Consider the following 12082-nt stretch of genomic DNA (forward strand, 5'->3'; position numbering starts at 1 on the left):
TGCGTACTACTCACCACCTCGGGATTGCAGGTCCACGACATCGATGTCGATTCCTTCGACACGGAGTTGCGTGTGCACGGCAAGACGGCGGGCGATCTCCTCACGCAACGCGTGCACTGCCTCGCCGATCGGGTACCCGTAGCAGATGCTGACCTCGACGTTCACGTGCACCGGGGCCGACGGCACCTCCGCGTCGCCGAGAATGCGGCACCGGCCGATCAGCGCGCCCGGCACCGTCGCATCGGCGCCGCGCACGAGACCGCGGATCGCCCCTTCGGTCAGCGCGAAGTCACCCGTCGCCCCGGCAACCTCCAGCGGAATGCGTCTGCCCGGACGGGAGTTCGGCGGAATCTGCGCCAGGATGCGGTCCACCCAGAGCTCATCCGCCGGCGGTTCCGCCTCGACATCGGCGCGGCGCATCTCGCTCTGCACCTCGCGCAGGCGCGCGAGCGCCTCGAGGGCGATCCGGCAGGACGGTGAACTCTCGATCCGAGTGTTTCGCGGCACCCGTCCTGAATCGACGTAGTCACTCAGCTCTTCGAGCGTGTACCCGTCGAAGTCTTCAGCCTCAAGCGAGTCGGGCAGTTCGGGTTCATGAGTCATCGCCACGCCTCCATCCGCACAATTATCGATTTCCGTGCCCGAGCGATCAGACCGCGCACCGTGGACACCGGAACGTCGAGCTCGGAGGAGATCTCGCCATACGAGAGCTCGCCGAGTTCTCTGAGAACCCAGCACTCTCGCTGATCCTCCGGCAGGGATCTCAGGGCTTCGCCCAGAGCTCGCAGTCTTGCATTGTTCTCTGCCACGCGGGAGGGGCTTGCGTCTGCTTCGGCGGGAGCATCCCACCCGTCGAGTCCGGTCTCGCGACCGGTCCGACGAATGTGGTCGATGCATCGGTGACTCACCAGCCGCATCAACCATGACTTCACCTTCTCCGGTTCCCTGAGCTCCGGGAGGCGATGCCACGCGGCAACGAACACGTCCTGGACGATATCGTCCACATCCGCGCTGCCGGAGAGCATGCGTCTGGCGTACGCGCGCATCAGCGGAGTGTACCTCCGCACGAGCACGCTGAACGCTGCGACATCACCGTCGACACACCGTCCGACGACGATGCGATCCTCGGAGTCCTCGAGATTCGTCGAGGCCCTGATGGTTCCATCAAGCATCTGTCCACCCCCATCGCCGCGATGACGGCACCGGACTCGAGCGATCGGCATCGTCCCTGCGGTCAGCGTATCGCCCGACAGGTACGGCACGGAGTCCGCAGATCATATTCACAGTCTCCGTGCCGCACCGGCGTGTCCGCGCTACTTCTTGAACGTGTCCTTGACGTCCTCAGTCGCTTCGCGGGCATCGCCCTTAACCTGGTCGGCCTTGCCCTCGGCGACGAGGCGCTCGTTATCCGTCGCCTTGCCGACGGCCTCCTTCGCCTTGCCCGAGAGCTGTTCGGCCTGTGCCTTGATCTTGTCTGCTGCACTCATGTTCAGTGTCCTTTCGTGGTGAGTGGGTGGTGGGTGATCGTCCGTCCGCGACGGCTGACCATTAGAGGACCCGGGCCGGGGGTGCGGCGATGCGCGATCGCAGTCCGGCGTGGATCGAGACGTACACGGGGTTCGTCGACCCCGTGAGCCGTGCGAGGTTGTTCACGAGCCCGGTAACGGTATCGGCGACCTCTCTCGGGGAGACTCCCGAGCGCGGTGTCACACTGACGTGCAGGACCTCGCTGCCCCCGTACCGGCCACCAGAGATCTTCGACGAGACGATCTCGGGCCGCTGAGCGAGCGATTGCTGCAACGCGTCGGCGGCGAACGTATCGCGGATCACGATGCGTCCCAGATCGTCCTCGCGGACCGCGATGCGGACGCGGTCGCGTCGGCGTCCGGTCAGCATCTTCACGATGATGATCACGCAGAGCACTGCGACCAGTGCGCAGGCCACGACCACGACGATGTCGAGCCAGGTGACGGCTGCATCCGGGGTGACCGTTGTCGCCCCTTGCAGATCCTGCGCCGAGGCGATCGCCGCAGCCCCGCTGCGGGTCCACGTGTCGCCGATCGACGGGAGGAGCGCCGCAAGAGCGGCGAGAGCCCCGCCCGCAAGCAGCAGGAGACCCGCGATGAGCAGGATGGTGCGGTTGAGACCGCGATTCACATGATTCATGCCGGCTCCTTCTCTCGTGACGCGACCACGTAGACGCGGACGCGAGGCTCCCGCACGAGACCGAAGCGTTCGATCTCGCGCTCGGCCGATGCCGACACCGCCGAACGATCCACCTCGACCCCGAACGCGGGCCGCACCGTCACATCGATGATCCGGTGACCGACGCCGACCGCGATCTCTCGACGGTCGAAACTCAGATCGTTGGCGACGCCCTGGGCAACGGACGCGGCGAGCGCGCCATGGTCGACGAGCACCACCGGTCCGTCACCCGACAGCCGTTGTTTCGCCAACCGCCCCGGGGCGATCGCGAGAATGATGGACACGACACCGATGAGTCCCGCGACCACGCCTCCCGCGACGAGGGCGCCTGCCGGCGCCGAGCCGGGAAGCCCAGTGATCCACGTCGCCACCGCACCCGGGGGGGCGAGAAGCGCCGGCAGCTCGAACGCACGCAGCACCGTTTCCGTCGCCACCCATGCGAGCAGTGCGATGACGAGAACGAGGACAACCGCCGCGGCGAACGAACGGGACGAATGCGACTCGCGACGCACCACACGTTCCAATGCGCGATCACTCATCTCACCTCACCCGCTTTCTCTCGGCGACGTTTGCCCCCGTGATGGTGACGGCGAGGCGGTGGACCTCTCGGCCCGTCGCCTCACCGACACGGTTCTGCAGTTCGCGTTGCTTCTCGGCAACGTGGTCGAGCACGTTGGCGTGTGCGGCGATCGATGCGTCATCGCTCAGATCGGGAATCCCGATCTTCGCGTCGACGCGGAGGGCGATGCCTCCTCGCCACTCGCCGAGATCGACGCGGACGTCGCCTCTCGGCACTCCGAAGACGGTCGCGGCCGTCTCTCGGGCGACTTTCTCGAGCACCTGTTCGCGGACACGCACTCGACCCGGAACGACTGGGGACCCGTCACCGCCCTGCTTCAGCAGGTCAGCTTCGGGGCCCATCACGAGCTCCTACGGCCGGTGAATGCTCCGAAGATCGCATTCGCATTCGTCCGCCCGCTGGCCAGGGCGCCGATGAGCGCCCCGATGACCATGAAGACCGCGACGAGGAGGAACCCCCAGAAGCCGAAGAGCAGCGCGGCGATCGCCAGCGCGGCACCGATCAGTGCGCCGGTTGCGACGGGGCTCATGAGACACGCTGCTCGGTGTCGTCTTCGTGATCTTCGCCCGGGAGGTGCACGTCGTTCACGTCCACGTTCACCTCGACGACCTCGAGGCCGACCAGACGGGTGATGGCGTCCGTGACGGAGACGCGCACATTCTCTGCGACCGTCTGGATCGGGGCCGGGTAATCGACGACGATGGTGAGATCGACCGCCGCCTGCGTCTCGCCGACCTCGACCTTCACGCCCTGCGTGAGGTCGGTGGCGTTGATCGCGTCACGGATCGCGCCGAATGCCCGGGCACCGCCGCCGCCGAGCGCGAACACGCCGGAGACCTCGCGGGCCGCGATGCCTGCCACCTTGGCGACGACATCATTCGCGATGGTCGTGCGGCCGCTCGCGTCGACGTCACCCTGGGTGTGGGGCGTCGCGGGGCGATCCACTCGACCGACCGATGCGGGAGCCTTCGCTGCGGACGCGCCCTTGGCGGTCTCGGGAGCCGTGGCGTTGACCTGTTCGTTCGACATGTGCAGTGTCCTTCCGTGTGAGAAAAGCAGCACGCTGGTGTGGGTGACCCGCGTACCGTGCGCTCGAACATCGCGCTACAGATAGGACGGATGAGGGGCGCGAATCGTCACAGATTCGTCGAACTTTTTTTCGCGGACGTCGGAACGCCGTGATCAGAGGAGCCCGGTGACCCGGTACGAGATCACCTCGCGGAGGAACAGGCTGGTCGATGTCCGGTTGATGCCCGGGCAGAGTCTGATCTCCTCGCTCACCCGGTAGAGGTCGTCAGGATCTCGCGCGACCACTCGCAGCAGCAGATCCGTACTCCCCGCGGGAGCGAAGCACTCCAGCACCTCCGGGATGCCGGCGAGCGCTGCGATGGCCTCGGAGATCTGATGCTGATCGAGTTCCACTTGCACACTGGCGCCGACCGGACGGCCGAGCGCTGCCGGACTCACGCGCGCGCTGTGCGCCCGGAGCGCTCCCGATGCGGCGAGTTTCTCGAGGCGCGCCTGCACCGTACCGCGTGCGAGGCCCAAGCGCCCCGCGATCATGGCCGTGGGCATGCGTGCATCGTCGTCGAGCAGACGCAGGATGCGTCGGTCGGTCGCATCGAGATCAGGCATTGTGACCACTTTCTGCAGAAGACAACGACATGAAACCCATCATATTGATCAATTCACCATCGTGGACTTGCGCACATCGGTACTGCGTTGATGAACTGTTCTCGCACCGCGCACACCAGCGCGGGCACTGCACTCGTTCGCACCACCCCGCGAACGATGAGGAATGCCCCACCCCGGCATTCGCGAAGGAGCCCTGTCATGCGCGTTGACCCGACGATGCTCAGCACCCCGAGCCGGTCGCGTCCCCCGGCATCCCGAGACATGCGACGACACATGCGCATCGTCCTCACGGTCATCGCGCTGTTCACCTTGCTCGTCAGCGCCAACCTCAGCACCCCGCTGTATCCGCTGCTGCAGGACGCGCTCGGGATCGAAGCCGTCGGCACCACGGTCGCGTTCTCGAGCTACGTGCTCGCGTTGATCGTCGGACTCCTGCTCTTCAGGCGCGTCGCGGACACGGCCAACCGCCGCACCGTGCTCGTTGCCTCCCTCATCGCCGCAGCGCTGTCGACGGCAGCGCTCGCTTGCGCTCCCACTCTCGGCTGGTTCTCCGTCGCGCGCGCCGTGCAGGGTGTTGCCGTGGCGTGCGCAACGGGGATCGGCTCGGGAGCGCTGCGAGCGCTGCTGCCGGGGCGACCGTCGGTCGTCGGCCGGTTGACCTTGCTCGCGACATCCGGCGGCGTGGCAGCCGGTCCCGTCGTCGGCGGCGTTCTCTCCACCGGCAGCAATCCCCTCGTGCTGCCGTACCTCTCCGTCGCGACCGTCCTGATCGCCCTGGTCCCGATCGTGCTGGTCGTCGCGCCGCACGCAGCGTGCGCGCCCGCGCCGCTCAACGGCGCGATCGCGCTTCCCGACGCACCACCCTCGGCGCGCACGTCCGATCGCCCGTTCCCGCCCGGTGCGGCGACGCAGCATCGCACGTTCCGCGTGGCCGCAGCAACGGGTTTCCTGAGCTTCGCGGTCTTCGGGTTCTGCCTCTCGCTCGCGCCGACCCACTTCGCCGCGATCGCCCAGACCGAGTCGCGCCCGTTGATCGGAGCGCTCGCCGCCATCGTCCTCGGATCCTCCGCCCTGGTCCAGATCATTCCGCTCAGTGGACGGTGGCGCCTCCCCTCGGGTCTCGCCGCCCTCGCGGTCGCGCTCATCGGACTCGCGGCGGCCGGTTCCGTGGGGAGCGTGTGGTTCCTCGTCGTCACCTGTGCGGTCGCGGGCGTCGGTCAGGGCATCGCGTTCCAGGCCGCATTCACTGCGGCCACCGCCGCGGTCGACCCCCGTCACCACGCGTCGACGGTCAGCGCCATCTACACCGTCACCTATCTCGGCAGCGCGCTCCCCGTGATCGCGCTCGGGATACTGACCGACCGCATCGGCCTGTTCCACTCCGTGACGGTGTTCGCGATCGTGATCGCGGCGGGGTGCGCGGCACTCGCGATCACCGCGGCTGCGCGTCCGTCCGCCCCGGTACCTGTTTCCGGATCGGTGCTCACTCGGCGAGCGCCGCGAGAGCACGGCGATCGGCCTCGGCAGTGAGCAACGGCGCGAATCGGTTCGCCACCGCCTGCCGAGCGATCCGACTCGCCTCACCGGCGTCGCGCTGCTCGATGGCGGCGAAGAGGCCGCGATCGATACGGGCGGATTCGAGTTTGACCCGATTGTCGTGGTGCTCCCCCGCCGCATCGCGCTGCATCAAGCGCAAGAGGACGCCGGCGACGGCTTCTCCGCTCAATTGCAACATCTGATTGCCGCTTGCAGCCCAGATGGCCTCGTGGAACTCGAGGTCGGCATCGGCGAACGAATCGGCGTTCGACACCGCGTCCCGCTCCATACGATCGATCGCGACGCTCATGCGGCTCAGCTGCCCGTCGTCGTGCTTGATCGCCGCGAGGCGGCATGCGGAGCCCTCGAGGATCACGCGGTACTCGACGAGATCGGCGACCTCGACGGCGTCGGTGCCGACGAGTGCGCGGAGGGATCGGGACAGCGTCTTCGCCGATGGTGCCAGCACGACCGGGCCGCCGCGGGTTCCGGGCCGGGATTCGAGGAGGCCCATGCTCTGCAGAATCCTGAGTGCTTCGCGAATGGTCGGACGGCTCACTCCGAACTGCACCATGAGCTCGCGTTCACTGGGCAGCTGCGCCCCCACGGGGATCTCTCCGGAGAGGATCGCGCGTTCGATCTGGTCGACGATCCGCTCGTAGGTGTGGACCGGTACGGCCGGCTCGAAAGTGTGGGACATCGGCGTTCGAGGCCTCTCTGCAGGGGACGCGTTCTCGGGGCGCGCGCATGCGGCCGTCGAAGATGACCCGATCCTACCTGTCAGGGAGTGGCCTGACCATGTACCCTCGTGAGATGATCGACGTGTTCGATCTCGGTACACCTCCGGACCACACCCAGGGAAGCAATGATGCAACGTCCTTCGACCATCTTCACCACCGCACTTGCCGCTGCCGGCGCGCTCGCACTCGCGGGATGCACGGCCGGCGCCGGCAGCACGACCGAGGGCGGGGGCGGTGACACCCCCGATTCCGCCACGATCGCGCTGACCGGAACCCCGACGAACCTTGACTTCACGACCACCGCGGGCTCCGCGATTCCGCAGGCCATGATGTCGAACGTCTACGAAGGTCTGGTCGAGGTCGATCAGGAGGGCGAGATCGTGCCGCTCCTGGCGAGCGACTGGTCCGTCAGCGACGACCGCAAGACCTACACGTTCACGCTCGAGGAGGGCGTCACCTTCTCGAACGGTGCGGATTTCACCGCCGAGGACGTGAAGTTCAGCTTCGACCGCGTCGAATCCGACTGGGTCTCCAGCCTGAAGTCGAAGATGGACGTCGTCGACGAGGTCGAGGTGCTCGGCGACCACGAAGTCGCGGTGCGCTTGGAGCGACCGTCCAATGCGTGGCTCTTCGACCTCGCGACCCCTGTCGGAGCGATCTTCACCCCCGACGGCGTCGACGACCTCGCGAATGCGCCCGTCGGCACCGGCCCGTACACCGTGGACACCTGGACCCCCAACGAGCGCATCGTGCTCGGCACGCGCGACGATTACTGGGGCGAGCGCCCCGGGGTCGACGAGGTCACCCTGCGCTACTTCGCGGACGCGACGGCGACGACCAATGCCCTGCAGACCGGCGACGTCGACGCGATCGCGAACCTGCAGGCGCCCGAACTGCTGTCGAGCTTCGAGTCGGACGACGCGTTCACCATTCTGAGCGGCACTTCGAGCGGCGAGGTCTCCCTCTCGCTCAACAACCAGGCGGAGCCCTTCGACGACGTCCGAGTGCGCCAGGCGGTCCTCTACGCCCTCGACGAGCAGGCGATCCTCGACACCGCATGGAACGGGTACGGCACGTTGCAGGCGACCTATGCGACGCCGACCGATCCCTACTACGAGGACCTGACGGACGTGTACGCCCACGACCCCGACCGGGCGCGCGAACTGCTGCAGGAGGCGGGTCACGAGAGCCTCGACATCACCTTCACGGTGCCGACGCGACCCTACGCGCAGGCCGTCTCCGAGATCGTCGTCTCGCAGCTCGCCGACGTGGGCATCAACGCGACGATCGAATCGTCCGAGTTCCCGGCCGTCTGGCTCGACGAGGTCTTCACGAACCACGACTACCAGATGACGACCGTGCTCGCCGTCGAGGCCCGCGACATGCTCACCGTGTTCAACGACCCCGACTACTACATCGGGTACGACAACTCGGAGATCGCGCCGATCGCGGCAGCCGCCGACGAGGCCGACGAAGCCGGGTACATCTCGGGAATGCAGGAGGTCTCCGAGAAGATCGTGGAAGACGCCGCATCCGGGGTGCTCTTCCTCTTCCCGAACATCGTCGTCGCCAAGGCGGACCTGCAGGGGCTGCCCGAGAACGCCATCGTCGAGGCGCTGAACCTCGGCGACCTGAGCTGGCAGTAACCGAACGGCACCGGAGCGCATCCCATGGCGGTCAGACTGCTCATCAACCTCGCACGATTCGTGGCGACGTACTTCGTCGCCACGATCGTGGTGTTCCTGTTCATGCGTCTGATCCCCGGGGATCCCGCTCAGGTCGCCCTCGGCGTCAACGCCACCCCGGAACTCCTCGTGCAGACGCGTGCCGAATTCGGCACTGATCGTCCGCTCATCCAGCAGTACTTCGACTGGTCGGGCGGCCTGCTCCGCGGAGACTTCGGCATCTCGTACGTCACCCGCACGGACATCAGCCCGATGGTGCTCGACAAGGTCCAGGTGAGCCTGATCCTCGTGCTCACCGCGATGGCGATCGCGCTGCTCGTCGCGATCCCGCTGGGCACCTGGGCCGCCGTCAAGCACCGCAACCTCTCGGGCGTCGTCATCGGCGTCGGGTCTCAGATCGGCGTCGCGATCCCCGGGTTCCTCGCCGGCATCCTCCTCGTCATCGTCTTCGCCGTCGGTCTCGGCTGGTTGCCCGCGAACGGGTGGACGGCACCGGTGGAGGATTTCGGCGACTTCCTGCGCCGCCTGATCCTGCCCGTCCTCGCACTCGCCTCGGTGCAGGGCGCGATCCTGACCCGCTACGTACGGTCGGCGGTGCTCGAGGTGATGAGTGAGGACTACCTCCGCACGGCACGGGCGAAGGGGCTCGGCAAGACCGAGGCGCTCATCAAGCACGGACTGCGCAATGCCGCGATCCCCGTCATCACCGTGACCGGCGTGCAGATCGCCGCCCTCATCATCGGCGCCGTGGTGATCGAGCGGGTATTCGTGATCCCGGGACTCGGATCCATGCTGCTCGATGCGGTCGGCAACCGCGACCTGCTCACGGTGCAGTCGGTCGTCATGGTGCTGGTCGCCATCACCCTGATACTGAACCTGGTGGTCGACATCCTCTACACGGTCGTCGACCCGCGCTTGCGAAAGGGTGCGAACGCATGAGTACCGAACGGATTCCGACGCGGGCGTCTGAAGCGCCCCGCACCACCGCCATCCAGGCCCCGGGGGTTCCCGCCTCGGACCGACGCCGCGGACGCCTCGCGCCGACCCTCATCATCGGACTCGCGCTCATCGCGCTCGTCGCCGTCGCCGCGATCGTCTCGTTCATCTGGACGCCCTACGACCCGGTACAGGCTGACCCAGGCGCCCGCCTCGAGGGCTCGAGCTGGGCGCACCTAATGGGCACCGACCGATACGGCAGAGATGTCTTCTCGGCGATGCTGTACGGCGCACGCATCACGCTCTTCGTCGGGGTGATCTCGGTCGGCATCGCGATCCTCATCGGCACACCGCTCGGCATCGCGGCCGGCATCAGAGGCGGCTGGATCGAAGAGGTCATCATGCGCACCTCCGACATCGCACTCGCGTTCCCCGCGCTGCTCCTGGCCATCATGTTCAGCGCCGTCTACGGCGCCTCGACCCTCACCGCGATGATCGCCATCGGCATCTCCACCGTGCCGGGATTCGCCCGCGTGGCCCGATCCGGCACGCTCCAGGTGATGACGACCGAGTACGTCCTCGCGGCCCGAGCCGCGAGCCAGTCGCGGCTCCGCATCGCGATCCGCCACGTCGCTCCCAACATCTTCGGCATCGTCGTCGTGCAGAGCTCGGTCGCCTTCGCCCTCGCCGTGCTCGCCGAAGCGGGGCTCAGTTTCCTGGGTCTCGGCACGCCGCCACCCACGCCGTCGTGGGGTCGCATGCTGCAGGAGTCGCAGCAGTTCCTCGGGACGCAGCCGATGCTCGCGGTGTGGCCAGGACTGGCGATCGCGATCGCCGTCATGGGATTCAACCTGCTCGGCGACGGCCTGCGCGACCGCTTCGATCCGAAACTCACAGGAAGCCGCAGCTGATATGACCTCTGCACAGCACCCAGGCGCCACCGCCGCGCCCGCGGATGCGCTCCTCGCCGTCGACGGGCTGCACGTCCGCACCGCGGAGCGCACCCTCGTCCACGACTTCTCGCTGCACATGGCCCACGGGGAACGCATCGGGCTCATCGGCGAGTCCGGTTCGGGCAAGTCCATGACCACGACGGCCCTGCTCGGTCTCCTGCCGCACGGGGTCGCCGCCGACGGGTCCGTCCGGGTCGACGGGTACGCGGGCAATCTGCTCGACGCGCCTGAGGCCGACCTCATGCGCCTGCGCGGAAAGGACCTGGCGATGGTCTTCCAGGAGCCGTTGACCGCGCTGAACCCCCTCATGCGCGCGGGCGCGCAGGTCGCCGAGATCATGCTGCGCCACCGCATGGTCTCCTCGAAGGCCGAAGCGCACCGACGCGCGGTCGAGATGCTCGATGCCGTGCACCTTCCCGATCCGGCGGAGGCGGCCAGGGCGTACCCGCATCAGCTCTCGGGCGGGCAGCGTCAGCGCGTGATGCTCGCCATGGCGCTCGCGAACGACCCGAGTCTGCTGCTCTGCGATGAGCCCACGACGGCGCTCGACGTCACGGTGCAACGACAGGTGCTCGACCTGATCCTCGAGCTCGTACGCGCCCGCGGGACCGGTCTGCTCTTCATCACCCACGACCTCGCCGTCGTCGCGAACATGTGCACGCGCGTGCTCGTGATGAACGAGGGGACGGTCGTGGAAGCGGGTGAGACCGAGACCGTCTTCACCCGACCGCAGCACCCGTACACGCGCGGCCTCCTGGCCGCATCGGACCTCGATGCCGTGGATGAGCGCGGCCGTCTGTTCACGGTCGCGACGGCGCGCGCGTACGTGCCGCCGACGGTCGAGGCCGCGGGCGCATCCGAGGCGGACCCCGAGGCCGCGGCGCAGACCGCCCTCGCGCCCGCGGCCGGCACCGGCACGACGAGCGGGCGCGCTCCGCGTACCGCGAACGGCGACGATCGTGCACCGGTCATGCGCGTCACCGATCTCGTGCGGACCTACTCCCGCGGAAAGACCAGCCTGTTCGCACCCGCCGCGCAGGTGCGCGCTCTCACGGGCATCTCCTTCGAGGTTCCCGAGGGCGGGCGACTGGGCGTCGTGGGCGAATCGGGATCGGGCAAATCGACCCTGCTCCGCATTCTCGCCGGGCTCGACCAACCCACCTCGGGCAGCGCGATCGTCGCGGGCAACGAAGTGGCAGGGGCTCGCGAGTCCCAGCTGCGCGACCTCCGTCAGAATCTGCAGATCGTGTTCCAGGATCCGATGGGCTCGCTCGACCCGCGCATGACGGTCGCGCAGATCATCTCCGAGCCGCTGCTGGTGCCCGGACGCGATGAAACCGCCGCCGATCGGCGGCGCATGGTCGCGGAGATGCTCGACGCCGTCGGCCTCCCCGCATCGGCGGCGAGCCGGTTCCCGCACGAGTTCTCGGGCGGACAGCGGCAGCGGATCTCGATCGCCCGCGCGCTCATCTGCCGTCCGAAGGTCGTGGTCGCCGACGAGCCGGTCAGCGCCCTCGACGTCTCGGTGCGCGCGCAGGTGCTGAACCTGCTCGCCGACCTGGTCGACGAATACGGATTGACCCTCGTCTTCGTCTCGCACGATCTCAACGTCGTGCGTCACCTGTGCGACTCCGTCATCGTCATGCAGTCGGGCGCCATCATCGAGGCCGGCGACACCGAGACCATCTACCGGAACCCGCAGCACCCGTACACCGAGAAGCTCATCGCCTCGTCGCTCACCCTGCGTCACGAACTGGCCGGCACCCCCGACGCCGGCGCATCGGCACGCACTCCAGAATAGAGGACCTCACC

General features: G+C 67.7%; 15 protein-coding genes. 5 read left to right on the plus strand and 10 right to left on the minus strand.

Features of this window, described 5'->3' with window-relative positions:
- Positions 1 to 6 precede the first annotated feature (6 nt).
- The 9 genes from J4H85_RS10910 to J4H85_RS10950 form a co-directional block, all read right to left on the minus strand.
- Entirely contained in the window at positions 7 to 603 is a 597-nt protein-coding gene (locus tag J4H85_RS10910; protein ID WP_208239525.1) for an Asp23/Gls24 family envelope stress response protein, read from the minus strand.
- A complete protein-coding gene (locus J4H85_RS10915; RefSeq protein WP_208239527.1) occupies positions 600 to 1172 on the minus strand; it encodes an RNA polymerase sigma factor in 573 nt (190 codons plus the stop codon). The genes J4H85_RS10910 and J4H85_RS10915 overlap by 4 nt, the downstream gene beginning before the upstream one ends.
- 141 nt (positions 1173 to 1313) lie before the next feature.
- A complete protein-coding gene (locus tag J4H85_RS10920; RefSeq protein ID WP_208239529.1) occupies positions 1314 to 1487 on the minus strand; it encodes a CsbD family protein in 174 nt (57 codons plus the stop codon).
- A 61-nt stretch (positions 1488 to 1548) separates the two neighbouring features.
- The gene (locus tag J4H85_RS10925) at positions 1549 to 2166 is read right to left on the minus strand and encodes a hypothetical protein (protein ID WP_208239531.1); all 618 of its coding nucleotides are present in this window, start codon (positions 2164 to 2166) and stop codon (positions 1549 to 1551) included.
- Positions 2163 to 2744, minus strand: coding sequence for an Asp23/Gls24 family envelope stress response protein (locus J4H85_RS10930; protein WP_208239533.1), 582 nt, complete (start codon positions 2742 to 2744; stop codon positions 2163 to 2165). Before J4H85_RS10930 ends, J4H85_RS10925 begins: the two co-directional genes overlap by 4 nt.
- A gap of 1 nt (position 2745) precedes the next feature.
- A complete protein-coding gene (locus tag J4H85_RS10935; protein WP_208239535.1) occupies positions 2746 to 3126 on the minus strand; it encodes an NTP pyrophosphohydrolase in 381 nt (126 codons plus the stop codon).
- A complete protein-coding gene (locus J4H85_RS10940) occupies positions 3126 to 3314 on the minus strand; it encodes a DUF2273 domain-containing protein (protein ID WP_208239537.1) in 189 nt (62 codons plus the stop codon). Before J4H85_RS10940 ends, J4H85_RS10935 begins: the two co-directional genes overlap by 1 nt.
- Positions 3311 to 3814, minus strand: coding sequence for an Asp23/Gls24 family envelope stress response protein (locus tag J4H85_RS10945; RefSeq protein ID WP_208239539.1), 504 nt, complete (start codon positions 3812 to 3814; stop codon positions 3311 to 3313). Before J4H85_RS10945 ends, J4H85_RS10940 begins: the two co-directional genes overlap by 4 nt.
- A gap of 153 nt (positions 3815 to 3967) precedes the next feature.
- The gene (locus tag J4H85_RS10950; RefSeq protein WP_208239540.1) at positions 3968 to 4420 is read right to left on the minus strand and encodes an Lrp/AsnC family transcriptional regulator; all 453 of its coding nucleotides are present in this window, start codon (positions 4418 to 4420) and stop codon (positions 3968 to 3970) included.
- Positions 4421 to 4618: 198 nt separating this feature from the next.
- Between J4H85_RS10950 and J4H85_RS10955 the strand changes: the two genes are divergently transcribed.
- Positions 4619 to 5950 (plus strand): MFS transporter, encoded by a 1332-nt coding sequence (locus tag J4H85_RS10955; RefSeq protein WP_243893618.1) that lies wholly within the window; start codon positions 4619 to 4621, stop codon positions 5948 to 5950.
- Here J4H85_RS10955 and J4H85_RS10960 read toward each other — a convergent pair.
- Positions 5904 to 6656 (minus strand): FadR/GntR family transcriptional regulator, encoded by a 753-nt coding sequence (locus J4H85_RS10960; protein ID WP_208239544.1) that lies wholly within the window; start codon positions 6654 to 6656, stop codon positions 5904 to 5906. The two genes, J4H85_RS10955 and J4H85_RS10960, sit on opposite strands and share 47 nt — an antisense overlap.
- 165 nt (positions 6657 to 6821) lie before the next feature.
- Here J4H85_RS10960 and J4H85_RS10965 point away from each other — a divergent pair, with 165 nt between their 5' ends.
- The 4 genes from J4H85_RS10965 to J4H85_RS10980 are packed head-to-tail and all read left to right on the plus strand — an operon-like array spanning position 6822 to position 12071.
- On the plus strand, positions 6822 to 8342 hold the full coding sequence (locus tag J4H85_RS10965) for an ABC transporter substrate-binding protein (protein WP_208239546.1): 1521 nt from the start codon (positions 6822 to 6824) through the stop codon (positions 8340 to 8342).
- A gap of 24 nt (positions 8343 to 8366) precedes the next feature.
- A complete protein-coding gene (locus J4H85_RS10970; protein ID WP_208239548.1) occupies positions 8367 to 9320 on the plus strand; it encodes an ABC transporter permease in 954 nt (317 codons plus the stop codon).
- The gene (locus J4H85_RS10975) at positions 9317 to 10228 is read left to right on the plus strand and encodes an ABC transporter permease (RefSeq protein ID WP_208239550.1); all 912 of its coding nucleotides are present in this window, start codon (positions 9317 to 9319) and stop codon (positions 10226 to 10228) included. The genes J4H85_RS10970 and J4H85_RS10975 overlap by 4 nt, the downstream gene beginning before the upstream one ends.
- A 1-nt stretch (position 10229) precedes the next feature.
- Positions 10230 to 12071 (plus strand): dipeptide ABC transporter ATP-binding protein, encoded by a 1842-nt coding sequence (locus J4H85_RS10980; protein ID WP_208239552.1) that lies wholly within the window; start codon positions 10230 to 10232, stop codon positions 12069 to 12071.
- The last annotated feature ends 11 nt before the right edge of the window (positions 12072 to 12082 follow it).

It is taken from the genome of Leucobacter tardus (assembly GCF_017583045.1).
Taxonomy (GTDB): domain Bacteria; phylum Actinomycetota; class Actinomycetes; order Actinomycetales; family Microbacteriaceae; genus Leucobacter; species Leucobacter tardus.

What these genes read in the sequence shown, in the direction of transcription:
- J4H85_RS10910 (WP_208239525.1), bottom strand. Translation starts at nt 603, where the DNA reads ATGACTCATGAACCCGAACTGCCCGACTCGCTTGAGGCTGAAGACTTC.
- J4H85_RS10930 (WP_208239533.1), bottom strand. Translation starts at nt 2,744, where the DNA reads ATGAGTGATCGCGCATTGGAACGTGTGGTGCGTCGCGAGTCGCATTCG.
- J4H85_RS10970 (WP_208239548.1), top strand. Translation starts at nt 8,367, where the DNA reads ATGGCGGTCAGACTGCTCATCAACCTCGCACGATTCGTGGCGACGTAC.
- J4H85_RS10960 (WP_208239544.1), bottom strand. Translation starts at nt 6,656, where the DNA reads ATGTCCCACACTTTCGAGCCGGCCGTACCGGTCCACACCTACGAGCGG.
- J4H85_RS10925 (WP_208239531.1), bottom strand. Translation starts at nt 2,166, where the DNA reads ATGAATCATGTGAATCGCGGTCTCAACCGCACCATCCTGCTCATCGCG.
- J4H85_RS10940 (WP_208239537.1), bottom strand. Translation starts at nt 3,314, where the DNA reads ATGAGCCCCGTCGCAACCGGCGCACTGATCGGTGCCGCGCTGGCGATC.
- J4H85_RS10920 (WP_208239529.1), bottom strand. Translation starts at nt 1,487, where the DNA reads ATGAGTGCAGCAGACAAGATCAAGGCACAGGCCGAACAGCTCTCGGGC.
- J4H85_RS10935 (WP_208239535.1), bottom strand. Translation starts at nt 3,126, where the DNA reads ATGGGCCCCGAAGCTGACCTGCTGAAGCAGGGCGGTGACGGGTCCCCA.
- J4H85_RS10965 (WP_208239546.1), top strand. Translation starts at nt 6,822, where the DNA reads ATGATGCAACGTCCTTCGACCATCTTCACCACCGCACTTGCCGCTGCC.
- J4H85_RS10975 (WP_208239550.1), top strand. Translation starts at nt 9,317, where the DNA reads ATGAGTACCGAACGGATTCCGACGCGGGCGTCTGAAGCGCCCCGCACC.
- J4H85_RS10980 (WP_208239552.1), top strand. Translation starts at nt 10,230, where the DNA reads ATGACCTCTGCACAGCACCCAGGCGCCACCGCCGCGCCCGCGGATGCG.
- J4H85_RS10945 (WP_208239539.1), bottom strand. Translation starts at nt 3,814, where the DNA reads ATGTCGAACGAACAGGTCAACGCCACGGCTCCCGAGACCGCCAAGGGC.
- J4H85_RS10950 (WP_208239540.1), bottom strand. Translation starts at nt 4,420, where the DNA reads ATGCCTGATCTCGATGCGACCGACCGACGCATCCTGCGTCTGCTCGAC.
- J4H85_RS10955 (WP_243893618.1), top strand. Translation starts at nt 4,619, where the DNA reads ATGCGCGTTGACCCGACGATGCTCAGCACCCCGAGCCGGTCGCGTCCC.
- J4H85_RS10915 (WP_208239527.1), bottom strand. Translation starts at nt 1,172, where the DNA reads ATGCTTGATGGAACCATCAGGGCCTCGACGAATCTCGAGGACTCCGAG.